Origin of the sequence: Sphaerisporangium viridialbum (assembly GCF_049674955.1) — a bacterium.
Classification (GTDB): Bacteria; Actinomycetota; Actinomycetes; order Streptosporangiales; family Streptosporangiaceae; genus Sphaerisporangium; species Sphaerisporangium viridialbum.
Window position 1 is genome coordinate 6,775,271 of sequence record NZ_CP187232.1, and the last position, 25,087, is coordinate 6,800,357.

The window sequence follows — 25,087 nt, forward strand, 5'->3', positions numbered from 1 at the left end:
GGGCGTTTGCCGGCGTTCCCTGGGTCGCACTTCTATCCCCGTGACCTCGGGATCCGACGGCCGCCGAACACCCGGCGGCGAGTCCACGCGGCGCCGCCCCCGGGAGCGTCCGGTGGCGGTGAGCATCGCGGCGCTCGGCGTCGCGGGCGTGGTCGGCGGGCTGCTGGCCGCGGCCGTCGCGCTCCCGGCGGTGGGCGGCGCGGGCATCCTGACGCGGAGCGCCGCGCACGACTTCTTCGAGGTGCCGACCATGCTGCGGGAGGCCCCGCTGCCCGAGCGCACCCGGCTGCTCGACAAGGACGGCAAGCAGTTCGCCCAGTTCTACGTCCAGAACCGGCAGTCGGTCGACATCAGCAAGATCGCGCCCGTCATGCTCAAGGCGATGGTCGCCATCGAGGACTCGCGGTTCTACGAGCACGCGGGGCTCGACCTCAAGGGCACCCTGCGGGCGATCATCGCCAACACCAAGGCGGGCAGCATCCGGCAGGGCGGATCCTCGCTGACCCAGCAGCTCGTGAAGAACATCCTGCTGCAGAACGCCCACTCCGAGGCCGAGCGCGACATGGCCCGCGCGCCGAGCATCCGCAGGAAGCTCCAGGAGCTGCGGTACGCCATGGGGCTTGAGCGGAAGTACACCAAGGACCAGATCCTGGTGCGCTACCTCAACATCGCCTACTTCGGCGGGGGCGCGTTCGGCGTGCAGGCCGCGGCGCAGCGGTTCTTCGGCACCTCCGCCGCCGCGCTCACCCCGGCCCAGGCCGCCACCCTGGCGGGGGCCGTGCGCACGCCGTACTTCACCGACCCCACCCTCGGCGAGGTGCACCAGAGGCGGCTGCTCGAACGCCGCGACCTGGTGCTCGACCGCATGGCGCAGCTCAAGATGATCTCGCAGGTGAGGGCCGACGCCGCCAAGGCGACGCCGCTGGCCCTGAGCCTGCGGCCCGAGCCGGGCGGGTGCTCGGAGAGCGAGTTCCCGTTCTTCTGCCTGTACGTGCAGAAGGAGATCGCCACCAACCGCGCCTTCGGGCAGACCCGCGCCGAGCGCGAGCGCCGCCTGTACCGCGACGGCCTGGTGATCAGGACCACCCTGGACCGCACCGCGCAGCGCGCCGCCGAGAAGGCCATCGCCGCGCACGTCCACGCCAAGGACAACGACGTGGCGGCCGAGGCGATGGTGGAGCCGGGCACGGGGCGCATCCGCGCCCTGGCGGCGAGCAAGGAGTACGGGATCAACCCCGGCGACCGGAACGACGGGCCCAAGACGACCTACAACCTGCCGGCCGACACCGTGCACGGCGGCGGGCAGGGGTTCCAGGCAGGGTCGACGTTCAAGGCGTTCACGCTCGCCACGGCCCTGGCGAAGGGCTGGCGGTTCGACCAGGGCTTCGACACGCCCGGCAGCTTCGTCCCCTCGTCGGGGTACAGGAACTGCGCGGGGAAGAAGGTCAACGACCCCGACGCGGTGGTCCACAACGCCGGTGGGGAGGGCAGGGGCGGCCCGCACAGCCTGTCCACCGGCACGTGGCAGTCGGTCAACATCTTCTACATGATGCTGGAGCGTGACGTCGGGCTGTGCGACGTGGTGCGCACGGCCAAGTCGCTGGGCATCGTCAGGGCGGACGGGGAGCCGCTCAAGGAGGTGCCGACCTTCACCCTCGGGGTGAACGAGATGGACCCGGTGACCGTGGCGAGCGCGTTCGCGGCATTCGGGGCCCGTGGCCGCTACTGCCGCCCCATGGCGATCCTGGAGATCTCCGAGCGGCGCGGCAGGCGTACGGCCATCTCGCCGAGCTGCACGGACGCCATCGAGCAGGACGTCGCCGACGCGGTCAGCCACATCCTGTCCGGGGTCTTCACCAGGGGCACGATGAAGGGGCAGAGCCTCGGCAGGCCCGCCGCGGGCAAGACGGGCACCAACAACGGCTACACCTCGGCCTGGTTCGCCGGGTACACCCCCGACCTGGCGGCGGCCGTCAGCGTCGGCGACATCAGGGGCGCCTACAAGTACCCGCTGACCAATGTGGAGATCGGCGGCCAGTCCTACGGCGGCGTCCAGGGGGCGTCCCTGCCGGGGCCGATCTGGGTGCAGTCCATGGAGGCGGCGTTGCGCTACACCCCGCCGACGTCGTTCACGCCGCCCGACATGGGACGGTTCGGCGGCGGGTCCACTCCGGGCCTGAGACCCGAGGACATGGCCGGTGCCGACCCCCGCGCCCGCCGAGGCGAGGAGGGACGCGGCGAGTACCCCGAAGACGAGCGGGAGGAGGGCCGACGGGAGCACGGCCCCCGCCCCCGCTGGCGACACGCGCCCGGCGCCCGCTCGGACCCGTACTACGGCCGCGAGAGCCACCGCCGCCCGTGGTACCTCGACTACCTGGACGACGACGCCACAGACCCCTGGGACCGCTCGGCCACCCACCGTCGCGACCGCCACCGCGACGGCTGGTGAGCCGGCGCCCGGAGAGGCTTGACCTCGCGAGGGCCTCGGTCAGGTGGCGACGTAGGCCGCGAGGTGCTCGCCGGTGAGGGTGGAGCGGGCGGCGACGAGGTCGGCGGGTGTGCCCTCGAAGACGATCCGGCCGCCGTCGTGGCCGGCGCCGGGGCCGAGGTCGATGATCCAGTCGGCGTGCGCCATGACCGCCTGGTGGTGCTCGATGACGATGACCGACTTGCCGGAGTCGACGAGCCGGTCGAGCAGGCCGAGCAGCTGCTCGACGTCGGCGAGGTGGAGGCCGGTGGTCGGCTCGTCGAGGACGTAGACGCCGCCCTTCTCGGACATGTGGGTGGCCAGCTTGAGCCGCTGCCGCTCGCCGCCGGACAGCGTGGTGAGCGGCTGGCCGAGGCTGAGGTAGCCGAGCCCGACGTCGGCGAGCCGGTTGAGGATGGCGTGCGCGGCCGGCGTGCGCGCCTCGCCGGCGCCGAAGAACTCCACGGCCTCGGTCACCGACATCGCGAGCACCTCGCTGATGTCGCGGCCGCCAAGGTGGTGGTCCAGCACCGATGCCTGGAACCGCTTCCCCTCGCACTCCTCGCAGGTGGTGGCGACGCCGGCCATCATCGCCAGGTCGGTGTAGATGACGCCTGCGCCGTTGCAGGTGGGGCAGGCGCCCTCGGAGTTGGCGCTGAACAGCGCCGGCTTCACGCCGTTGGCCTTCGCGAACGCCTTGCGGATCGGGTCGAGCAGTCCGGTGTAGGTCGCCGGATTGCTCCGTCGCGAGCCGCGGATCGCGCCCTGGTCGACCGACACCACACCTGCGCCGGCGTGGATCGACCCGTGCACGAGCGAGCTCTTGCCGGAGCCGGCGACGCCGGTGACGACGACAAGCACCCCGAGCGGGAAGTCGACGTCGACGTCGCGCAGGTTGTGCGCCGTCGCGCCGCGGATCTCCAGCGTGCCGGTGGGCGTCCGCACCGACTCCTTGAGGGAGGCCCGGTCGTCGAAATGGCGGCCGGTGAGGGTGCCGCCGGCCCGCAGCCCCTCGACGGTGCCCTCGAAGCAGACGGTGCCGCCCGCCGTACCGGCACCAGGGCCGAGGTCGACGACGTGGTCGGCGATCACGATCGTCTCCGGCTTGTGCTCCACGACGAGCACCGTGTTGCCCTTGTCCCGCAGCCGCAGCAGCAGGTCGTTCATCCGCTGGATGTCGTGCGGGTGCAGCCCGATGGTGGGCTCGTCGAAGACGTAGGTGACGTCGGTCAGCGAGGAGCCGAGGTGGCGGATCATCTTGACGCGCTGCGCCTCGCCGCCCGACAGCGTGCCCGAGGGCCGGTCGAGCGAGAGGTAGCCCAGCCCGATCTCCACGAACGAGTCGAGGGTGTGCGCCAGCTTGGCGAGCAGCGGCGCCACCGACGGTTCGTCGAGGCCGTGAACCCATTCGGCCAGGTCGCTGATCTGCATCGCGCAGGCGTCGGCGATGTTGATCCCCTTGATCTTGGAAGACCGGGCCGCCCCGCTGAGCCGGGTGCCGCCGCACTCGGGACAGGTGGTGAACGTCACCGCCCGCTCCACGAACGCACGGATGTGCGGCTGCATCGCGTCGACGTCCTTGGAGAGCATCGACTTCTGGATCTTCGGGATCACGCCCTCGTACGTCAGGTTGATGCCGTCGACCTTGATCTTGGTCGGCTCCTTGTGGAGCAGGTCGTGGAGCTCCTTCTTCGTGAACTTGCTGATCGGCTTGTCCGGATCGAAGAAGCCGGAGCCGATGAAGATGCGGCCGTACCAGCCGTCCATGGTGTAGCCGGGGATCGTGAGGGCGCCCTCTTTGAGCGACTTGCTGTCGTCGTACAGCGCGGACAGGTCGATGTCGTTGACCGAGCCCCGGCCCTCGCACCGCGGACACATGCCGCCGGTGATACTGAAGCTGCGCTGCTCCTTCACGGTCTTCCCGCCGCGCTCCAGCGCGACCGCGCCTGCTCCGCTGATCGAGGCGACGTTGAAGGAGAACGCCTGGGGCGAGCCGATGTGCGGCTGCCCGAGCCGGCTGAAGAGGATGCGCAGCATCGCGTTGGCGTCGGTGGCGGTGCCGACGGTGGAGCGGGGGTCGGCACCCATCCGCTGCTGGTCGACGATGATCGCGGTCGTCAGCCCGTCGAGTACGTCGACCTCGGGCCGCGCCAGCGTCGGCATGAAGCCCTGCACGAAGGCGCTGTAGGTCTCGTTGATCATCCGCTGCGACTCCGCGGCGATCGTGCCGAACACCAGCGAGCTCTTGCCCGAGCCTGAGACGCCGGTGAACACCGTCAGCCGGCGCTTCGGGATCTCGACGCTGAGGTCCTTGAGGTTGTTCACGCGCGCGCCCTGCACGCGGATCAGATCGTGGCTGTCGGCAATGTGAAGCGCAGGCGACTGCGTGTCCGTCCTCATGGCCATGCTCATCGTTTCTCCATCTGTTAGGTGGACCGCCTTCGCGGTCTCCGTCGGCGTCGCCTGGCTTAATTTGACCGGATTAGAGCAGTATGTCCGGTTTTCCGTGATTGGCGCGGTCGCGGCAACGGTCACTGTCTACCTGATCGGCGGCGTCGGCCGGGGTGGGGCAATGCCCGTCCGGCTGACGCCGGCCGGGTCGCGCTCGGCGCGGGAACCAAGGCATCCACGCGGCTTCGGCCCATGGAGCCTCTGGGGCCCCGGTACGCGGCGCGCCCGGCCGAGGCGTCAGACCGACCAGCGGCCGTCGCGCATCAGCTCGCGGCCGGGCCGCGGCGTCACGGTTGGAGTCGTCGATCGAGCCGCCGACCGCCTTCTGGAACGCGGGGCCGGCATCTCGTTCAGGCGGGGGTCGGCGCTCATCGGTCCTGAAGCAGCCCGAGGACGTTGCCATCGGGATCGGTGACGGTGGCCACCAGGCGGCCGCCACCGACGTCGTGCGCGGGCTCCTTCACGGTGGCACCCGCGGCGGTCACCTCGGCCAGCTTCGCCTCGATGTCCGGCACGTGCCAGTAGGCCACCGGTGAGGTCATGCCCTGCGGCCCACCGCCCGGCACCAGCCCGATGTGCTGGCCCGCGGCCTCGAAGCCGACGTAGTAGGACTCGTCGGCCTGCGGCGGTACGCCGAGCAGGGCGGTGTACACCTCCTTGGCCGCCGCCAGGTCGGACACGGGATGCAGCACGGTCCTGATTCCCTGGGTGGAAGAGCCGGTCATGGTCACTCCTGAAGTCGTGGGTCACATCGACCCGGTGTGTCTTGTCGAGCTTATGGACGAACGGGAAGCCCGGAAATCGACGTGCCGGGCTGGCCGGCGGGGGCCGGCCGTGATCCAGCGCATCCCGCCGTATCCGACGTCGTCGCGGACCTCGAAGCCGAGGGTGCCGCGATAGAAGGCCAGGGGTCCGTCCTGGTGGTCCATGGCGGTCAGGCTAGGTGAGGGCCGGTGAGCGGCGCTTCTCGATTCCTGACCGATCTGGTCACCTGTTCGGCCACGCGAATGGCGGCTCGCCGTAGGTGTGCCGGAACTCGCGGCTGAGGTGCCCGTATGTGGAGCAGGATGAATGCCTACTCGACCCTGTCGAACCCGCCCCTTTACCGGTCAACCGGCATCGAGGGCCGAGACACCCCGCCGGCCTGGTCTGACTCAGACGCTTGTACCTGGCTGCACGAGTCTTACCTCTTCGGCGAGGTGCAGGCCGCTTTCGATGACGGCGTTCATGATCGGCGCGAGCCGCGCCTCCCCGAGGACGGGCGCCCTGAGTGCCATCGCGGCGACCAGCCGGCGCTCGCGTTCCATGTCGCGCCCGGCGAAGCCGCCGACGGGCTTGAGCCTCTGGACGGTGCCCGCCAGGGCCGCCCTGCGCTCCAGCAGCACGGCGAGCGCCGCGTCGACGCGGTCGATGGCGCCCCGCGCCGCCGCCAGCGTCGCGGGGGCCTCCGCGCGCAGGAGCGCGCCGATCACCGTCACCGCCTCGCGCGCCGCCGCGACCGTCTCCGCGGTGGCCTCCGGGGCGAGCCACAGGCCGTCCGCTCCGGCGGCCACCGCCGCGCCCGCCAGCCCCGCGTCCTCCCCCGGCGCCGCGAGCACGGGGCGGCCTGACCGCTGCCCGGCGGCCCGCAGGAGCGCCAGGTCGGCCGCCCGCGTACGGCCGCCCTCGCACAGGACGACGTCGCCGCTCCCCTCCGCCGCGCAGTGGCCCGCCAGCTCCAGCCAGTCGTCCAGGGAGGTCTCGGGGGCCCGGCGCAGCACGATCGGGAGGCCGAGCCTCGCCGCCGCCCGTACGAGCGGGAGGTCGCCGGCCTGCTCCGCGCCGACCACCACCCCGTCGGCGTGCGCGGCGATCGCGGAAAGGTCCGCGGCCGAGGCGGGCTCCACCAGGAGGGGACCGTCCCACCTGGCCCTGGCCCCGGCGATCGCGGCCGCTCCACGGGGGCCCGCTTCGTGGTCGGCGCGCAGGCCGAGCCACAGCGCGTCGGCGTCCGGTGCGGGTTCCGCGGCGCCTCCCACGACGACCGCGGGGCCGTCTCCCACGGTGAGGTTCCCGATGCGTACGGTGCGCGTGCCCGGCTGCCCGGTGGATGACATGTCGGCTCCCTCTTTGGGCGCCGGCCGCGACGGCCGCGAGCCGGCGGGGGTCTGGAACGACGAAAAGGCAGAGACGCCCTCGTCTCCGCCCTCTGCCGGCTCCGGATGGTTGGCTAGATCATGTGAAGGCGACCGGCCCCCGAGAAACCGGCCGGATCAACATGAAACAGCAAGTCATGGCACCGAGGTTATCAGGCGAGCGCCAGCTGGTGGACACCCGATCTCAGATACCGGACGGTATGGCCGGAGCCGCGTTTGCACCTGCGCACCTCTATGGGACGATTCAGTGGCCTGGAAGGGGGTAGCGGCGGGTGATGTCGGAAGCACGGCCGGGTGAGCGGCGGCAGGGGCGCCGCGTGGCCAACCGCTACCAGCTACTGGAGCCGATAGGCCGCGGTGGCATGGGCATCGTGTGGCGCGCCCACGATGAGCTGCTCGATCGCGCCGTGGCCGTCAAGGAAGTCCGTTATCCCGGCGACCCCGAGGACGACGAGGTCGCCGAGCTCAACCGCCGCACCCTGCGCGAGGCGCGGGCGGCCGGGCGGCTGTCGCACCCGAACGTCGTCGTGGTGCACGACGTCATCGAGGAGAACGGCCGCCCCTGGATCGTCATGCAGCTCGTCGACTCCCGGTCACTCGGCCAGGTGCTGCGCGACGACGGGCCACTGCCGATGCGCATGACGGCCGAGATCGGGCTCCAGATCCTGGAGGCACTGCGCAGCGCCCACGCCGCCGGGGTGCTGCACCGGGACGTCAAGCCCGAGAACGTCCTCCTGACCGATGACGGCCGGGTGGTGCTGACCGACTTCGGCATCGCCCGCATGGAGACCGACACGACGATGACCCGCACCGGGCTCGTCGGCACGCCCGCCTTCATCGCCCCCGAGCGTCTTCGCGGGTACTCCGCCCAGCGCGAGTCCGACCTGTGGTCGCTCGGCGCCACGCTGTACGCCGCCGTCGAGGGCCGGCCGCCGCACGACAAGGGCATGGCGATGGCCACGATGCACGCCGTGCTGAACGACGAGCCGGAGCCCGCCCTCCGCGCCGGGCGTCTCGGCGCCGTCCTGTCGGGCCTGCTGGAGAAGAACCCCGCCGAGCGGCTGACCGCCGACCAGGCCGAGCGCATGCTGCGCAGCATCGCGGAGGACCGTTCCTCCGCCCCCATGACGAGCCAGCGCACGCTTCCCGCGACCCCGCTGCCCATGCCCGCCACCAGCCCTCCGCGCAAGCAGCCGAAGGAGCCGAGGCAGCCCCGCGAAGGCGCGCGGCCGCGGCCGGAGGCTCCCCGGCCCGGCGCGGCCGACGGAGCGGAGGGGGCCGTTCCCGCGCCCAGGGCGCCGGACGCGCGCGGCGCGACCCCGGCCCCCGCGGAGGTACGCGGGCGGGCCGAGGCGCTGGAACAGGTCCAGTCGCTCAAGCGGGCCCAGGCCGCCAAGCGGCCGGCGGCCAAGGATTCCGCCGCCGCCGGACAGGCCCGGGCGGCCGCGCGGCGGCAGGCCCACGAGCAGGACGCAGTCCAGGATGAGGACGCCGTCCTCGCGCAGGAGGTCCCCGGCCTACCGGCGACCGGCGCCGGGCAGGCCGAGGAGGTCCAGGAGGCCGAGGCCGCCGCGCAGGTCCAGGCCGCCGGAGACGAGGACCAGGCCGCCGGAGCCGAGGAGGCCGGAGCCGAGGAGGTCCGGGCTGCCGGTGACACCGCGGCGCACGAGGTGGCCGAGGAGGCCGCCTCCCCGGTGCCGGGCACCCCCGCCTCCGAGAAGCCCTCGGCGTCCGCGCGGCCGGGCAAGCCTTCCGCCCCGGTGCAGCCCGTCAAGCCCCCGGCCTCCGCGCCGGTCAAGCCCTCTGCCCTCGTCCAGCCGGTCAGGCCCAAGGCCGCGCCCGTGCAACCGGTGAGGCCCGCCGAGGAGCGCGCCCGGCCGGCCGCCGCGCCGGTCTCGGCCGCCGACCAGTACGAGAGGCACCGGCCGACGCAGATCCCGAGGCAGTCGAGAGACGGCGAGGCGGAGACGCGCCCCGAGTCGCGCAAGCGGCCCTACGCCTCGCCCGCCGCGGCGGAGGCACCCGGCTCGTACGCATCCGCCGCGCCCGCGGCGACCTCCGTGGGGCCCGCGGTCACCTCGGCCGGCCCGGCCGCGACCTCGATCGGGCCGCCGCTGATCCCCCTGTCGTCCGGCGACGACGAGGGCGGCGCCTCCGGGCGGCGCCCGTTGCCGATCCCGCGCATCGTGCTGGTGGCCGTTCCCCTGGTCCTGGTCGTGGCGGCCGTCGCCCTGTGGCTGGGCGCGCGGAATGCCGACACGCCCTCCGACGGTACGTCGGCGTCCGGCGAGCAAGCCTCGGCGCCGACGACCGATCCCGCGACCGGCGGCTCGGCCGCGCCGTCCTCGGGCGTCTCCCCGGCGCCGTCAGCGCCGTCCTCGCCTTCTCCGTCGCCGACCGAGACGCCGAAGCCGTCGTCCAGCCCCGAACCGACCGCCCTGGGCCCCGGGGACGTCCCGGATGGCTGGCACAAATACAAGCACTCGAGCGGGTTCTCCGTCGCGCTGCCGAAGGGATGGAGCGTGGACGGGAGGGGCAACGGCGAGGTGCGCTTCCGCGGGGACGCGCACACCTACCTGGAGGTCCACCACACCTCCAGCCCCGAGTCGGACGCCTTGAAGGTCTGGCAGCGCGACGCGCCGGGCATGAGCCGGAACTTCCCCGGCTACAGCCTGGTCGCCATCAGAGAGGTCAAGGGCTACTGGAAGACCGCGGCCGACTGGGAGTTCACCTTCGGCGACGGCCGGTTCCGGTCGCGCGTGATCGACCGCGGCTTCGTCACCGACAAGAACAACGGCTACGCGCTGCTCTTCAAGACCCAGGACGAGGACTGGAAGAAGAAGAAAAAGCTCTTCGACACCCTCGCCGCGACCTTCAAACCCGCCAAGTAAAGGTCACGCTCCAGGCAAGCCCCGGCTATGGGACGATGCGGGAACGGGCAAAGGAGGGTCGGGGCGACGTGACCGCGGAGACGCAGCGCCGGGTCGCCGGCAGATATCACCTGCTGGAGGCGATCGGCCGTGGCGGCATGGGCGTGGTCTGGCGGGCCCACGACGAGCTCCTCGACCGCCCTGTCGCGGTCAAGGAGGTCCTCTACCACGCGATCAGCGAGGAAGACCGCGTGGCCTTCAACCGGCGCACGATCCGCGAGGCGCGGGCCGCCGGGCGCCTCGACCATCCGTCGGTGGTCGTCGTCCACGACGTCATCGAGGAGGACGGCCGGCCCTGGATCGTCATGCAGCTGGTCCGCTCCCGCTCGCTCGGCGAGGTCGTCCGCGCGGACGGTCCCCTCGATCCCCGCACGGTCGCGGGCATCGGCGCCCAGATCCTCGGCGCGCTCCGCGCGGCGCACGCCGCCGGGGTGCTCCACCGTGACGTGAAGCCCGAGAACGTCCTGCTCACCGAGGACGGCCGGGTCGTCCTGACCGACTTCGGCATCGCCACGATGCCCGACGAGACGGCCCTCACCACGACCGGCAACCTCTCGGGCACCCCCGCGTTCATGCCGCCCGAGCGGCTGCGCGGCCATCCCGCAGTCCCGCAGTCCGACCTGTGGTCCCTCGGCGCGACGCTGTACGCCGCGGTGGAGGGCAGGCCGCCCTTCGACAGGGGTGCGCCCGTGCCGACGATGGCGGCCGTGCTCAACGACCAGCCCGAGCCCACGCGGCTCGCGGGGCCGCTCGGCCCGGTGCTCCAGGGCCTGCTGCGCAAGGAGCCGGAAGAGCGCATGCCGGCCGCCGCCGCGGCCGAGGCGCTGCGCCAGGTGGCCGCTGGGCCCCCGGGGCGGGCGCCGAGGGCGCGCCGCTCGCCGGGGTCCCGCTTAGCCTTGGTCGCGGGCCTGCCGTTGCTCCTGGCCGTGATCGGCGCGGCCGGGTGGTACGGCTACCGCGAGCTCGCGGGCACCGCCGCCGGGCCCTCCACGCCGATCTCCCCCTCCGTCACGGCCACCTCGTCGGCCGCCGTGCCGTCCAGCTCCCCGCCGTCCCCGACGGCCACCCGCACCCCCGCCCCCTCGCTTCCGGACGGCTGGCGCACCTACACCGATCCCCGGCTGGGCTTCTCCCTGGCCCTCCCGGACGGCTGGGCGGTGTCCGACAGCAAGGGGGCCCGCGTGTGGTTCCGGCCTCCCGGCTCGCAGAGTTACCTGCTGGTCGACCTGACTCCCTGGACCGACGGCGATCCGCTCGCCGCCCTGCGTGACGTCGAGAAGCAGGCGCTGGCCGAGGGCAGGCTGCCCGGTTACGAGCTCCTGGAGCTGCGGTCCGTCGCCTTCAGGGCCCGGCCGGCCGCCGACTGGGAGTTCACCTGGAAGGTGCGGTCGGCTCCCGTCCACGTTCTCGACCGGGCCTTCAACACAGCGAGCGGACGGCAGGTCACGATCTATCTGCAGAGCCCCCAGGACGACTGGAAAGAGGAATCTGCCTATTTCGATAGGTTTGCGAAGACATTCCGCTTGTCCTGACTATGAGGGCATGTGACCCGAAAATCCGGGTAGCTGGGCTGGCATGCCGGATTCCTCCCAGGTCACAGACCGAGTCGTGGCAGGCCGATACCGTCTGCTTGAGTCAATCGGCCGAGGTGGGATGGGCACCGTCTGGCGGGCCCACGACGAGATTCTCGGCCGCGAAGTCGCCGTCAAGGAGCTGATCGCGCCTCCGGAGCTGACCGGGCCCGAACGGGAGATCTTCTCGGTCCGCACCTTCCGCGAGGCCCGAGCCGCGGGACGGGTGGGCCACCCCGGCGTCGCCGCCGTCTACGACGTGTTCGAGGAGAGCGGCCACCCCTGGATCGTGCTGCAGCTCGTGCCGTCCAACACCCTGGGCGCCGTGGTCCGCGACCAGGGACCGCTTCCACCCGCCCGCGTGGCCGAGATCGGCCTGCAGGTGCTCTCGGCCCTGCGCGCCGCGCACCAGGCAGGGGTGCTGCACCGGGACGTCAAGCCCGACAACGTGCTGCTCGCGCACGAGGGCGGCCGGGCCGTGCTCACCGACTTCGGCATCGCCACGCTGGACGACGACTCCCCCGTCACCCGCACGGGCACGCTCATCGGCACCCCGGCGTTCATCGCGCCGGAGCGGGCCGCGGGCGGCCAGGCGACGCGGGCCTCCGACCTGTGGTCGCTCGGCGTGACGCTGTACGTGGCGGCGGAGGGACGCTCGCCGTTCCAGCGCGGCAACCCGCTGGCGACGCTGGGCGCGGTCATGCACGACCCGCCCGCGCCCCTGCGCCTGGCGGGGCCGATCGGCCCCGTCCTCATGGCCCTGCTCCGCAAGGACCCGGCGGAGCGGCTCACCGCCACGGAGGCGGAGGGCTACCTGCGCATGGTGGCGGCCGGCATCCAGCCGGAGCCGACGGCTCCCGCCACCCCTGTGCCGCCACCGATCCCCGTACCGGTCTCCGCTCCGGCCACTGACCCCACGCCGGTGCCGGCCCTCACCACCCCCGGTGCGGTGCCCCCACAGGCGCGGCCGGGCGCCGGAGGACGCGGCATCGCCCTGGCGGGGCTCACCGCGCTGATCGTCTCCGTCGGCTTGGTGGCCGGGGGCCTGGCATGGGTGACCGCGCGGTCGGCGGGCACCGCCCTGACGCCGACGAACTCCCCGACCGTCCGGGTGACGGTGTCGGTGACGCCCTCCACCGAGCCGGTGACCCGGCGGACGCCGCAGGAGACCTACCAGCAGCGGGACCAGACTCCGTCCTCCCGTACGCCGACGTCCTCGGCCCCGGCGCCCGAGCCGACCAAGGAGAGCCCCAAGCCGGACAAGACCAAGGACAAGGGCAAGGACAAGCCCTCGCCCGAGCCGACCCCGAAGCCCACGAAGACCAAGAACGCCAAGGGCGACGACAACGTCGTGCCGCCCGGCGAGGGTGAGGCCGGCCCGCACGGCGACCAGGGCGGCGACGGTCAGGGCGACAGCCGGGGCCGCGAGAGCGACCCGGGCCAGAACGACGGGCGTGCCGTCATCGACCACGGCATCCCGGTGCCGGGGATCTAGAGGGTCGTACGGTCTCTGGTCAGGACTCGGCGCGTACGCGGTCGAGGGCCCTCGCGAGCTCCTCGGGATAGTCGCTGGTGAAGGTCACCCACTCGCCGCTCGACGGGTGGTCGAACGCCAGCGAGACCGCGTGCAGCCACTGGCGGGTCACGCCCAGCCGGGCCGCGAGCGTGGGGTCGGCGCCGTAGGCCAGGTCTCCGACGCAGGGATGCCGGATGGCCGACATGTGGACCCGGATCTGGTGGGTGCGGCCGGTCTCCAGCTTGACGTCGAGCAGCGACGCCGCCCGGAACGCCTCGACGGTGTCGTAGTGCGTGATCGACGGCTTGCCCCCCGCGACCACGGCGAACCTGCCGTCGCCGGACGGGTGCCGGTCGATCGGGGCGTCCACGGTGCCGCGCAGCGGGTCGGGATGGCCCTGGACGAGCGCGTGGTAGTGCTTCTCGACCGTGCGCTCCTTGAAGGCGCGCTTGAGCCGGGAGTAGGCCGTCTCGCTCTTGGCGACCGCCATCACCCCGGTGGTGTTGGCGTCGAGGCGGTGGACGATGCCCTGGCGCTCGGACGCGCCGCTGGTCGCCACCCGGTGCCCGGCGCCCAGCAGGCCGCCGAGGACGGTCGGGCCCGTCCAGCCCACGGTGGGATGCGCGGCCACGCCGATGGGCTTGTCGATCACGATGATGTCGTCGTCCTCGTACAGGACGCGCATGCCGGGGACGGGCTCGGCGACGGGCACCGGCATGGTGGGCGGCGGGGGGATCACGACGTCGAGCCACGCGCCCGCGTGCACCCGGTCGGACTTGGCCGCGGCCGAGCCGTCGACCTGGACGTCGCCCGCGGAGATCAGCTCGGCGGCGCGGGTGCGGGAGAAGCCGAACAGCCGCGCCAGCGCGGCGTCCAGGCGCTCCCCCTCCAGCCCGTCGGGCACCGGAAGGCTGCGCAGTTCACCCATGCCGCTCATCTCCCTGCTCGCCCTGCTCCGCCTGCCCGCCCTGCCGCCCTGCCTGCTCGCCCACCAGGCGTGACCCGTCGATCTGGTGGCCCCGCCAGGCGAGGAAGACCGCGAGGATGCCGCCGCAGACGATCGACGAGTCGGCGATGTTGAACACCGGGAAGTGCGTGACGGGGAAGACCTCGATCCAGTCGACGACGTGTCCCTGGAAAGGGGCGGGGTAGCGGAAGACGCGGTCGGTGAGGTTGCCGAGCGCGCCGCCGAGCAGCAGGCCGAGGGTGATCGCCCACGGGACGCTGCGGAGCTGGCGCGCCGTGCGCAGGATGGCGACGACCACACCGGTGGCGATCACCGTGAAGATGATCGTCATGCCGGTGCCGATGCTGAACGCCGCTCCCGAGTTGCGGATCACCCGCAGCTGGAGCAGGTCGCCGATCACGCGGACCGGCTCCCCGCCCTCCAGGAACTTCACCACAAGGGTCTTGCTGACGAGGTCGAGCAGGTAGATGAGCACCGCGATCACCGCGAGGGCGCCGATGCGTCTGGCGCGGAGCGGCTCCGGCCCGTCGGTGGTCTCCGGCGACGCGTTCAGCGACGCTCCTCCCGCTGCTTGCACGACACGCACAGCGTCGCCCTCGGGAACGCCTGGAGGCGTTCCTTGCCGATCGGCTTGTGGCACGATTCGCACACTCCGTATGTTCCTGCGTCGATGCGGGCGAGCGCCCGCTCGTTCTGCGCGACCAGATCTCGCGCATTCAGGGTAAGGGCGATCTCGCGTTCCCGCTCATAGGTCTTGGCCCCGGCGTCGGCCTGGTCGTCCCCCGCACTGTCGCTGATGTCCCCCGAGGCGATCTGCGACTCGGACCGCGCGACCTCGGCGTTGAGCTCTTCGATCTCGCCCTTGAGGCGCTTGCGGACGTCGGAGAGCTCCCCGCCGGTCCAGCCGACGGCGCCGTCCGTCTCTATGGCGGTCTTCGCCGCACGCGTCATACCGGCCATGAAGGCCTCCTCGCCGATCGCCTGATGAGCAGTGCGGGAAGCATAGGTCGGCCATATCGGAAGAACAAACGACGCGCCGACCGTTTACGTCATCAGTAACAGCGCAGCCCTTTAGGTCAATTCCTGCTCATTACCGATGATCTCCAGGATCTTATCCACGCTTGTCGCTCCACTTACCAGGCGTACCTCCGGGAGCCGCACGTCCCACGGCCGGTGAGCCCCGCGCGGCGCCGCCGCCGTCGGCCTTTCCGCCCGCCCGCGCCGAGCCCGGCCCGCGCCGCCGCCGTAAGCACCGCGAGCGGATTCGGGGCCGGCGGCCGGCCGCATTAATGTGTCCGCGCTCCGCCCAGGGTGGGATATCGTTTTAGTTTGCAAGGCGTTGATGGGGACGAGTACCTCCGTGCCCCCTCGCATGAGCGACCCGGGGACGGTGCGAGCCCGGGGCGAGAGCCGGAGGGAAGATCACCCCGGAGCCGCCGGAGGAACGGCAGCGATCAGCTCCACGGCTGCGCGCGGCCCAGTAGAACCGGCAGCGATGACAAGAGTGGGCCTCTTTTCGGGAAAGTTCTCCGGAGGAGGTCAAGGAGGGTGGTACCGCGGGGCCGTCGGCCTCGTCCCTCCACGCCATGGAGAAACACTCGCGTGGAGGTATGCCCCTACGATGTCCGCACCCTACTTCCGCCCGCTCCCCGCGCAGGTCGACCTGCCCGCCTTCGAGGCGGAGGTGCTCGACCGCTGGCGTGACGGCAAGGTCTTCGAACGCTCGCTCGAACAGAACGCGGACGGCCCCTCCTGGATCTTCTTCGAGGGGCCTCCGACCGCCAACGGCATGCCCGGCGTGCACCACATCGAGGCGCGTGTCTTCAAGGACGTCTTCCCCCGCTACAAGTCGATGCGCGGGTTCAACGTCCCGCGCAAGGCGGGCTGGGACTGCCACGGCCTGCCCGTCGAGGTCGCCGTCGAGCGTGAGCTCGGCCTGTCCGGCAAGCCCGAGATCGAGGCGTACGGCATCGCCGAGTTCAACGAGCGCTGCCGCGAGTCGGTGCGGCGCCACGTGGACGCCTTCGAGGAGATGACCGAGCGGATGGGCTACTGGGTCGACATGTCCCAGGCCTACCGCACGATGGACCCCTCCTACGTCGAGGCCGTCTGGTGGTCGCTGAAGGTCATCTGGGACAAGGACCTGCTGTTCCGCGACTTCCGCATCACCCCGTACTGCCCGCGCTGCGGCACCGGCCTGTCCGACCACGAGCTGGGCCAGCCCGGCGGGTACGAGAACGTCTCCAGCCCCTCGGTCTACGTGCGCATGCCGGTGACCTCCGGCCGCTTCGAGGGCACCGACCTGCTCATCTGGACCACCACGCCGTGGACGCTGGTGTCCAACACCGCCGTGGCCGTCCACCCCGGCGTGACGTACGTCGTCGCGGCCAAGGACGGCGAGCGGCCGGTCATCGTGGCCGAGCCGCTGGTCGAGAGCGCGCTCGGCGAGGGCTGGACGGTCACCGACCGCCTCCAGGGCGCCGAGCTGGAGCACACGCCGTACTCCCGGCCGTTCGAGCTGGTCGACATCCCCGGCGCCCACTACGTGGTGCTGGCCGACTACGTCACCGTCGAGGACGGCACCGGCCTGGTCCACCAGGCGCCGGCGTTCGGCGCCGACGACATGACGACCTGCAAGCGGTACGGCCTGCCGGTGGTCAACCCGATCGGCCCCGACGGGCGCTTCCTGCCGAGCGTGCCGCAGGTCGGCGGCCAGTTCTTCAAGGACGCCGACGAGGGCCTGACCGAGGACCTCCGAGCCCGCGGCCTGCTGTTCCGCGGCAGCCACTTCGAGCACAGCTACCCGCACTGCTGGCGGTGCCACACGCCGCTGCTCTACTACGCGCTCCCCTCCTGGTACATCCGCACCACCCGCATCAAGGACCGCCTGCTCGCCGAGAACGAGCGCACCAACTGGTTCCCGGCCACGATCAAGGAGGGCCGCTACGGCGAGTGGCTCCGCAACAACGTCGACTGGGCCCTGTCCCGGTCGCGTTACTGGGGCACGCCGCTGCCGCTGTGGGTGTGCTCGGCCGACGAGTCCCACGTGACCTGCGTCGGGTCGCTGAAGGAGCTGGGCGAGCACGCCGGGCTCGACCTGTCGGCCCTCGACCCGCACCGGCCATTCGTCGACGACGTCACCTTCGCGTGCCCGACCTGCGGCGCCGAGGCCCGCCGCGTCCCCGACGTCATCGACGCCTGGTACGACTCCGGCGCCATGCCGTTCGCCCAGTGGGGCGCTCCGCACGTCAACAACGACGTCTTCGAGAAGTCCTACCCCGGGCAGTTCATCTGCGAGGCCCTGGACCAGACCCGTGGCTGGTTCTACTCGATGATGACCGTCGGCACGCTGGTGTTCGACCGGTCGGCGTACGAGAACGTGCTCTGTCTCGGCCTGATCCTCGCCGAGGACGGCCGCAAGATGAGCAAGCACCTCGGCAACGTGCTGCAGCCGATCCCGCTGATGAACGAGCACGGCGCCGACGCGCTGCGCTGGTTCATGGCGACCTCCGGCTCCCCGTGGGCGCCGCGGCGGGTGGGCCACGCCACCCTGGAGGAGATCGTCAGGAAGGTCCTGCTGACCTACTGGAACACGACCTCCTTCTTCACGCTCTACGCCAACGCCGAGTCCTGGTCGCCCGCGCGGCTTGCCGAGGCCCCCGCGTACGCCGACCGCCCGCTGATCGACCGCTGGGCGCTGGCCGAGCTCAACCGCACCGTGTCCGACGTCACCGAGGCGCTGGAGACGTTCGACACCACGCGCGCCGGGCGGCGGCTGACCGAGTTCCTCGACGACCTGTCCAACTGGTACGTCCGCAGGTCCCGGCGCCGGTTCTGGTCGGGCGACGTCTCGGCGTTCGCCACGCTGTACGAGTCCCTGGAGACGGTGACGCGGCTGATGGCGCCCCTGGTGCCGTTCCTCACCGACTACGTCTGGGACGTGCTGCGCGCCCCGGAGGCGCCCTCCTCGGTGCACCTGTCCACCTGGCCGGAGGTGAGCCAGGAGCTGCTCGACCCGGCCCTGTCGGAGCAGATGGCCCTGGTACGCCGCCTGGTGGAGCTCGGCAGGTCGGCGCGCGCGTCGAGCGGGGTCAAGACCCGCCAGCCGCTCGGGCGCGCGCTCGTCGGCGCCTCCCGCTGGGCGTCCCTGCCCGGCTCACTGCGGGAGCTCATCGCGGACGAGCTGAACGTGCAGGCGCTTGAGGACCTGTCGTCGTTCTCCGCCGACCTGGTCTCGTTCACCGTCAAGCCGAACTTCCGCACGCTCGGCAAGCGCTTCGGCAGCGGCACCAAGGACGTCGCGGCGGCCATCACGGCCGCGGACCCGGCGGCGCTGGCCGCGAGGGTCCGCGCGGGCGAGACGGCCACGGTGGTCGTCGCCGGGTCCGAGGTCGCCCTCGGGCCGGACGAGCTGATCGTCACCGAGCAGCCGAGGGCGGGCTGGGCCGTCGAGACGGGCGCCGTCGGCACGGGCACCGGCGAGACCGTCGCCCTCGACCTGACGGTCACGCCCGAACTGTGGCGGGCCGGCCTCATCCGCGAGGTAATCCGCCTGGTCCAGGACGCCCGCAAGTCGAGCGGTCTTGAGATCACCGACCGCATCTCCCTGTGGTGGACGGCCTCCGGCGACCTCGCCGAGGCGCTTCGGGCGGACGGTCAGCGGGTCGCCGACGAGGTCCTGGCGACCACGATGACCGAGGGCGGGCCCGCCGCCGACCTGCCCGAACACCGCGACGACGACCTGGGCCTCACCTTCCACCTCACCCGCGACTGACAACCACCCGGCAGGCCGCGGGGAACCACCCCCGTGGCCTGCCGCCGGTCGGTCACCTCATGCCGGCCATCCGAGGGCTCCGGCGCATCCCGGCAGCCACCGACCGGGCCTCCACCCGGGGATCCGGCGCGGGGCCGTCACCTCATGTCGGCCACCGACCGGATCTCGACCGGGGGGATCCTGCGCAGGCACGTGCGGTCGCCGACCCGCCCCCTGCGGAAGAACTGCGTCTCCAGGGAGATCACGCAGGAGGAGGCCCGGTCCTCCTTCTCGGCGACGTGGCCGGTACTCGGGACCTCGATCACCTGGGCGTCGCGGTACTGCTCGGCCGCCAGCAGCCCCTCCTCGGTCGGCGTGCTGAGGTCCAGTTCCCCCGACAGCACCAGCACCGGCACGTCGGGCAACCGGCCGTACCCGTACCGCGCCGGCGCCACGCGGTCCGGCCAGCGGACGCAGAAGTCTCCGAGGTCCACGATGCCGGCGATCCACGCCTCCGGTTTGAACGGCCGGTAGTCCCCCGGGTCCAGCCGCGCCACCCGCGCGGCGTACTGCCTGAACCGCTCCCGCACCGAGGCGCTCCTGTCCCACAGCGCCGGGTAGTCGTTGCACGTCACCGTCACGTACATCGGCAGGCTGAACGTCCCGCCGCGCGCGGCCGACCCGCTGATCGGCCGTACCCGTTCCGCCAGCTCCACAAGGGGCCGGACATCGTGCTGGACCGCCAGGCGCAGGGCCTCGGGCAGCCTTCCGTACAGCTCCACATGGCTTGAGGCGAGCTTGTACACCGTGCTCGCGAGCGCCGTGTCGTCCAGAACGCCGCCGGAGTAGCGGATCGGCCTGTCCTCCAGCCGCCGCGCCATGGTCTTCAGGTCGTCCAGCACCGCGTCCCCGTCGCACGCGCCCCCCGACCTGCGGCACAGCAGGTGGACGGACCTGCGCATGGCCCGGGCGGCGGGCCCGCCCAGCATGTCGAAGTCCAGCGGGTACGCCGAGGACATGACGATCGAGCGCACGTGCTCGGGATGCCGTTCGGCGTAGACGGTCATCAGGTACGTGCCGTACGACTGGCCGAGCAGGTCCAGTCTGCCGATCCCCAGGTGCGCCCGCACGGCGTCGATGTCGTCGGCGGCGGCGGCGGTGGTGTAGTAGCGGCGCCTGGCGCCGATCTCCTGCCCGCAGGCGTGGACCGCCTCCAGCGCCAGCAGGCGGGGGCCCGACAGGTCGCTCCACCTCGCCGAGCCGCACCGCAACGGGCCCGACCCGCCGACCCCGCGAGGGTCGACCAGCAGCAGGTCATAGTTGTCGAGCAGGTGACGGTACTCCCTGGCGTAGTTCCGGTGCCCGATCACCGCGACTCCGGGCCCGCCCGGGTTCGGCACGATCGTCCCCGCCGCGGGCCGCGAGGTGTCGTGCCTGCGCACCAGCGCGTAGGCGACGGTCGTGCTGCCCGCCGAGGGGCTTTCCCTGTCCAGCGGGACACGCAGGCTCCCGCAGGTCGCCCCCTGCGGGCACGCCGGGCCCGCGTCGCGAGCGACGTCCTCGCGTGCGATACCGGCGCGAGCGGACACGGCCGCGCACGGCAGCCCCAGCAGCAAGGCGGCAGCCGCGACACCCGCGGCGACGGATCTCATTCTGTTCATGATCCGATCCTCCGCCGCGAGTGATCTCCCGCTCCGCTCCACCGAACCCGGCGATTCCGGTACACACACCCGCTAGCCCGACGACCGCGCCCCGCGGGAGCTCAAGGTGGCGCCCCTATCATCACTGGTGGTGCAACCACCGGCGGCCTCACCTACCTGAACGGTGTGGCCGGCATCGACTTATGCATCGAATTTTCCGTCCCGGAATTCACTCTCGTCCGGTGGTGACATCCCCGTTGCAGCTTGCATTCTGTGCAGCGCAATCCGAGCGCGTTCACGGATCCGCTCCCATGCCGGATGGCTGCGTAAAGCCTCATCGTCCCGTTCCACTTCCACGACGATGCGAGCGGCTTGTGAGGGCGAGGTGAACGCGGCAGCGCCTGGGCCGGCACAGAACGGGCTTCGGTCCGGCGGTACTCCTCGTCGAGAATCTCGTGTAACCGGCGTTCACGGCGCGTGGAGGTGCTGGTTATCCGCAGTTCTCGAACGGTATGCCAGTAACGCCGCCCCGCCGGTCCGGAGAGCAGCACATTCGCTATGGAACGAAGATGTTCCTCGGTGATCGTTCGCAGTTCGTACTCCATGGCCCACTGAGAGACGATCAGATTGACGTACATGTGCTCGCGCGGCCCGTCGTTGTCATCGGATTCGAAGAACGGACCCCAGGCGCGCCGGTAGAGCGGATCCTCCATCGCCATCTTCATCAGATCGGCGTGGAGCATTCTCAGAGCCTGCTCGCGGGTGGCCTTGGCCTCACGTGCCTGGAGGAGCAGGGACACCGAGACACCGATGAGGGCCAGTACGGACAGGATCGCGGAGGCCGCGCCGTACGTCTGGCCGATGAAGCTGAGCCGCTCCCAGTCTGCTGCCTGTCCGTCGAGCAAGCTGAGCGCGAGCGGCGACAAGGCGACCAGGGCGGAGATCAAGATGATCACGATCAGGAGCAGGATGGTGATGAGAGCTTGCCGAGGCAGGCCGCGAACCGGCAGCCGAGCGGACAGGCGAGGTTGCGGCACGGGCGGAAGCCCTCCGGATCAGGTCGTGACTGTAGGGGGAGGAAGAGTCGCGATCTCTCGGTCGAAATAACTCAACAGAGCCTCTCCTTTGTCATACAGTTCCGCAAGTTGAGCACGGCAGGCGTCGAGCACGCTCTGATCGTCGATACGCCTGGCGCCACTGAGGATTCCAGTGTCGTCGTACAGGACCTCGTACATGGTCAGTGAACCGAGAATCACCACTTCTGGCAGCTCGACGGTGGTCTCAAGATGAATGACAGAGTCGACGGGAAGGACTCGGATCTTCTCACCGGCCTCCACACGAATCTTCAAAATCTGCATCTCCCATTGGAGGTAAGGGGTGACCGGCCGGTCGACGATGCGAAGCCTGCGCGACTCCGGGCCGGGCGCCGCCATGATCGCCGGACGCAACTCCTCCACGAGTGCCAGTGCGCGATCCCAGTCGCCTTCGGCCATGGCCGCCCAGCTGGGGACATCGGGCTCCTGGAAGTGCTGTATACGCTCCAGCTTCCACAAGACCTGGTCGCCGACCCTGCCGAAGTAGGGCCAGAAGTCATCGAGATACGCACTCGCGCCCAGGTGATGGCCTGGGATATCGCGGACCCGATCAAGCATGAGGAATCTCCGGTTTGGCGGCGATGAGCATGTTGCGGGGGATGACCACGAGGCTCTCGTCGGCGCCGACGGAGACGTCATCGGGCAGCCGACCGATGTAGGACAGGGTGAGGTCGCGGCCGATAACAGCGAAGTCGCCGTTATCCAGTTCCCAGATATCGGGACACGACGGACTGCTGTTGGTGTTTCCTAATTCGAGAGCCGACAGACCGATGCGACGTTTGAACTGCGCGGTCGGATTCGCTTCCCATGGCCGGACCATCATGTCCTCCGATTATCACGGCGAGGCCCGCAGCATCTCATGCGGCCTTACCGCGGACAACGACCGTCCGGGCGACATCCAACTCATCACACTGAATATTCGCGGCACGCGTTGGACAGCCAGCACCTTGACCAGAGAAATAGGACAATTCGCGCATTCGATCATATTCGGGCACCCATCAGCCAGGAACCGTTCGTCCGCGCCCCCTGCGAAATGTCCTCGCCTCCCTTTACAGTGAGCCGGGTTATTGAAGACGCGGTGCTGGGACGGCCCGACGCGGCGCGTGGCCGGGACGAGCTCCAGGCCCTGGTCGTCAGGGATCTGTACGGGCCGGACGACGACGAGGTCGAAGAGTTCACCGAGCGGCCCTCCGAGCGCCATCTCCTCGACAGGCCGGCCCCCGAGGGCACGGTGATCGAGCCGGACGACCAGGACGACTCGGCCGAGATCGACGGCGCCGATGTCGGAGAAGCCGACGCCGAGCCTTCAGCTCCTAATATCCCGAGCCTCGCGCCGAACCGAAGGTGAGCTCCTGCCCCTCGAGATCTGCGCCGAGCCCCCGGGACAGGGCTCGTCGTCACGGCGGTGACTGGCTGGTGTCGCTGTTCTTGGTGAACGCCATGGCCAAGCCCAAGCGTCTGGCAGACGGCGCCTGGCTATTCCAGGTGCGCATGCGGCCGTCCAGGCCGCCGACCGTGTGGTGAACGGGGTCGACGACCTCACTCGCGTCAGTCGTCGTCTCGGTCGCAGACCGAGCAGTGGGTCAGGCCTGCCGCCTCGGCGTCGGCCTTGGACATCGTCTCCAGGGTGCCGGGGTCCGACCCCTTGATCAGCGGGCAGGCGGAGCTGTGGTAACGCCGGGTGCCGGGGATGACCTTGACGATGCCGGGGCGCATCACCTCGACGGTCGAATCACTCTTCCTTGGCTTGTCACCGGCGCCGCTCGGTCTGCCACCCGCATCACTTGATGTGGTGTCAGTGTCCCCAGGCTTGACGTCGGTGCGCCTGCTCTTGGAGTCGGTGTCCCCGCGCTTGACGTCGGCGTCGGACCGCTGGGTGGAGCCGCCGTCTGGCTGCGGCTTCGGCGGCTTCTCTGCAGGCGCGGCCGGCTTGGGGCTGGCCTCGGCGGAGCCTGCGCTGCTCGAAGTCGCGGTGGCCTTCTCGGGCTCCGCGGATTTCCCGGGGGCAGGACTGCCGGCGCCCTTCGCGGGTCCAGCGGTCTTGCCGGTCTCGGTACTTCTCCCGGGTCCGGCGCTCTTCGCGGAGTCGGGGTCCTTGCCAGACATGTCCGTCTTGCCGGGGGTGTCGGACGGGCGGAGGGCGCCGCTGACCACGACGACCGGATCATCGTCGTTGTCATTGTCGTGAGCCTCGACGGGCTTCTTGCCGACCAGTCCGGGCTTGCCGGCGGACGAGCTTGGGTCGGACGACGCCGTGCGGGGCTTCCCGCTACCCGGCTCTCCGGGCCTCGCGTCGCCGGCCGACGGCTTGCTCGTACCGGCCGACGGCTTGCTCGTACCGGCCGACGGCTTGCTCGTACCGGCCGACGGCTTGGGCAAGTCCGAACGCTTGAAGGCCTCGAAGGGAGTGACGGCCTCGGGAAGCTTCACGGGGGTGACCGGAAGGTCGATCGGCTTGGAAGAGGCGCCAGGCTTCTTCGCGGAGGAGGAGGCACCGGGTTTGCTCGAAGAGCTGCCCGAAGGGCTGTCAGTCGACGGCTTGTCAGTGGACGAGCCCGAGGAAGGGGTTGCGAACCATGCTTCGGACTGCCAGGTGGAGAACTGCTCCCCATCGGGACGCTCGGTCTCGGCCTCCGCAGAAGAGCCGGAGGAAGAGGAGCCGGTCGAGGTCCCGGCGCGCCCGGGAGTCTTCTCGATCGGATCCATCGGCGACTTGGCGGGGAGCTGGGGCACCGGTCGCGTCTCATCGGACCTGTAACCGGACGCGGGCCCACGTCCCGTCTCGGCGGCCTGGCCCTCGGTCTTGTTCCGGCTCTCCGCCTGGCCCTTGGTCTTGTTCCGGCTCTCGGCCTGGTGCTCGGGCTTGGCCCCGGCCTGGCTTCCAGGCTTGTGTCCTGTGCCGGTCTCGGGACTGTCGCCGGGCTCGGACCGGTGGCCGGTGTCCGTGGTGCGGGGGGTGGGCTCGGGGATGCGGACGGTTTCCGACCTGCGGGCCGTGTCGGCCGTGTAGCCGTCGGGGAGGCAGGTGGTGCAGGCCGTGAAGCCTTCCTCGCGGGCCTCCTCGTACGTGAGCTCCTCGAACTCGCGCCCGGCGAGCTGACGGCACCCGCGGAGGTGGAATCGCTTGCGCCCGGGGATGACCAGCACGATCGCGTCGGAGGACGGGCCGCCACCCGTGCCCCTGACCGGCCCTGTCGCGGGAAACGCCCGCGGCGGAGCCAGCGTGGCCGTCTGGAACCCCGGGTGGGGCGCGGCCATGGGATGGGCGAGGGGCGCCCCGCGCGGCGGGACCCCCGGGGAGGCCACTCCACCGGGCCTGCCCATCGAGCCACCCGCGACACCGGCGCCTGTCACAGGCATCGGCGGCGCGGTGGCCGCCGTGGTGCCACCGGAGGGGAACAACTCATGGCGACGCAGCAGCGCCCCGATCATAAGGAAGACCGCGGACAGCACGCTGACCACGATCGACCACATGACCAGGACCGCTGTTCCGGTCACCACGCCCGCGACCAGCAGGCCGAAGGCGAGCACCACCAGAATGGCGCTGAGGTAGATCACAGGGA

The 25,087-nt window shown here is 71.2% G+C and carries 18 protein-coding genes; 6 read left to right on the forward strand and 12 right to left on the reverse strand.

Going from position 1 to position 25,087, the window contains the following annotated elements; genetic code table 11:
* The first annotated feature begins 112 nt into the window (after positions 1-112).
* A complete protein-coding gene (locus ACOZ38_RS30735; RefSeq protein ID WP_424534608.1) occupies positions 113-2,449 on the forward strand; it encodes a transglycosylase domain-containing protein in 2,337 nt (778 codons plus the stop codon).
* A 39-nt stretch (positions 2,450-2,488) separates the two neighbouring features.
* On the opposite strand, the gene ACOZ38_RS30740 is transcribed toward ACOZ38_RS30735, so the two are convergent.
* The 4 genes from ACOZ38_RS30740 to ACOZ38_RS30755 all read right to left on the reverse strand — a co-directional run bounded on the left by ACOZ38_RS30740 (position 2,489) and on the right by ACOZ38_RS30755 (position 7,014).
* Positions 2,489-4,879, reverse strand: a complete 2,391-nt coding sequence (locus ACOZ38_RS30740) for an ATP-binding cassette domain-containing protein (protein WP_424534609.1) — start codon at positions 4,877-4,879, stop codon at positions 2,489-2,491.
* A gap of 407 nt (positions 4,880-5,286) precedes the next feature.
* Complete coding sequence (locus tag ACOZ38_RS30745; RefSeq protein ID WP_424534610.1) at positions 5,287-5,643, reverse strand: VOC family protein; 357 nt, start codon at positions 5,641-5,643, stop codon at positions 5,287-5,289.
* A gap of 21 nt (positions 5,644-5,664) precedes the next feature.
* Positions 5,665-5,847 (reverse strand): hypothetical protein, encoded by a 183-nt coding sequence (locus ACOZ38_RS30750; RefSeq protein WP_424534611.1) that lies wholly within the window; start codon positions 5,845-5,847, stop codon positions 5,665-5,667.
* Between the two features lie 225 nt (positions 5,848-6,072).
* Positions 6,073-7,014 (reverse strand): chorismate mutase, encoded by a 942-nt coding sequence (locus ACOZ38_RS30755; RefSeq protein ID WP_424534612.1) that lies wholly within the window; start codon positions 7,012-7,014, stop codon positions 6,073-6,075.
* A 314-nt stretch (positions 7,015-7,328) separates the two neighbouring features.
* On the opposite strand from ACOZ38_RS30755, the gene ACOZ38_RS30760 reads away from it, so the two are divergent.
* The 3 genes from ACOZ38_RS30760 (at position 7,329) to ACOZ38_RS30770 (ending at position 13,049) form a co-directional block, all read left to right on the forward strand.
* Positions 7,329-9,944 carry a protein kinase domain-containing protein gene (locus tag ACOZ38_RS30760; RefSeq protein WP_424534613.1) on the forward strand — a complete coding sequence of 872 codons (2,616 nt, stop codon included), beginning with the start codon at positions 7,329-7,331 and terminating at the stop codon, positions 9,942-9,944.
* Between the two features lie 68 nt (positions 9,945-10,012).
* Positions 10,013-11,515 carry a protein kinase domain-containing protein gene (locus ACOZ38_RS30765; protein WP_424534614.1) on the forward strand — a complete coding sequence of 501 codons (1,503 nt, stop codon included), beginning with the start codon at positions 10,013-10,015 and terminating at the stop codon, positions 11,513-11,515.
* Positions 11,516-11,558: 43 nt separating this feature from the next.
* Positions 11,559-13,049, forward strand: a complete 1,491-nt coding sequence (locus tag ACOZ38_RS30770; RefSeq protein ID WP_424534615.1) for a protein kinase domain-containing protein — start codon at positions 11,559-11,561, stop codon at positions 13,047-13,049.
* Between the two features lie 19 nt (positions 13,050-13,068).
* On the opposite strand, the gene ACOZ38_RS30775 is transcribed toward ACOZ38_RS30770, so the two are convergent.
* The 3 genes from ACOZ38_RS30775 to ACOZ38_RS30785 are packed head-to-tail and all read right to left on the reverse strand — an operon-like array spanning position 13,069 to position 14,997.
* Complete coding sequence (locus ACOZ38_RS30775) at positions 13,069-13,998, reverse strand: RluA family pseudouridine synthase (RefSeq protein WP_424534616.1); 930 nt, start codon at positions 13,996-13,998, stop codon at positions 13,069-13,071.
* Entirely contained in the window at positions 13,991-14,614 is a 624-nt protein-coding gene (gene lspA / locus ACOZ38_RS30780; RefSeq protein WP_424534617.1) for a signal peptidase II, read from the reverse strand. Before lspA ends, ACOZ38_RS30775 begins: the two co-directional genes overlap by 8 nt.
* On the reverse strand, positions 14,587-14,997 hold the full coding sequence (locus ACOZ38_RS30785) for a TraR/DksA family transcriptional regulator (RefSeq protein ID WP_424534618.1): 411 nt from the start codon (positions 14,995-14,997) through the stop codon (positions 14,587-14,589). Before ACOZ38_RS30785 ends, lspA begins: the two co-directional genes overlap by 28 nt.
* A 661-nt stretch (positions 14,998-15,658) precedes the next feature.
* Here ACOZ38_RS30785 and ileS point away from each other — a divergent pair.
* Positions 15,659-18,811, forward strand: coding sequence for an isoleucine--tRNA ligase (gene ileS, locus ACOZ38_RS30790; RefSeq protein WP_424534619.1), 3,153 nt, complete (start codon positions 15,659-15,661; stop codon positions 18,809-18,811).
* A 137-nt stretch (positions 18,812-18,948) separates the two neighbouring features.
* Here the strand turns inward: ileS and ACOZ38_RS30795 are convergent, their stop codons facing one another.
* The 4 genes from ACOZ38_RS30795 to ACOZ38_RS30810 form a co-directional block, all read right to left on the reverse strand.
* Positions 18,949-20,451 carry an alpha/beta fold hydrolase gene (locus ACOZ38_RS30795; protein WP_424534620.1) on the reverse strand — a complete coding sequence of 501 codons (1,503 nt, stop codon included), beginning with the start codon at positions 20,449-20,451 and terminating at the stop codon, positions 18,949-18,951.
* Between the two features lie 152 nt (positions 20,452-20,603).
* Positions 20,604-21,467 carry a DUF6082 family protein gene (locus tag ACOZ38_RS30800; RefSeq protein ID WP_424534621.1) on the reverse strand — a complete coding sequence of 288 codons (864 nt, stop codon included), beginning with the start codon at positions 21,465-21,467 and terminating at the stop codon, positions 20,604-20,606.
* A gap of 18 nt (positions 21,468-21,485) precedes the next feature.
* Positions 21,486-22,082: a DUF6879 family protein gene (locus tag ACOZ38_RS30805; protein ID WP_424534622.1), complete on the reverse strand. Its 597-nt coding sequence runs from the start codon at positions 22,080-22,082 to the stop codon at positions 21,486-21,488.
* The gene (locus ACOZ38_RS30810; protein ID WP_424537113.1) at positions 22,075-22,344 is read right to left on the reverse strand and encodes a hypothetical protein; all 270 of its coding nucleotides are present in this window, start codon (positions 22,342-22,344) and stop codon (positions 22,075-22,077) included. The genes ACOZ38_RS30805 and ACOZ38_RS30810 overlap by 8 nt, the downstream gene beginning before the upstream one ends.
* A gap of 258 nt (positions 22,345-22,602) precedes the next feature.
* Between ACOZ38_RS30810 and ACOZ38_RS30815 the strand changes: the two genes are divergently transcribed.
* Positions 22,603-22,872, forward strand: a complete 270-nt coding sequence (locus ACOZ38_RS30815) for a hypothetical protein (RefSeq protein WP_424534623.1) — start codon at positions 22,603-22,605, stop codon at positions 22,870-22,872.
* A 200-nt stretch (positions 22,873-23,072) separates the two neighbouring features.
* Here ACOZ38_RS30815 and ACOZ38_RS30820 read toward each other — a convergent pair whose 3' ends face one another.
* Positions 23,073-25,082, reverse strand: coding sequence for a hypothetical protein (locus tag ACOZ38_RS30820; RefSeq protein ID WP_424534624.1), 2,010 nt, complete (start codon positions 25,080-25,082; stop codon positions 23,073-23,075).
* Positions 25,083-25,087 lie beyond the last annotated feature (5 nt).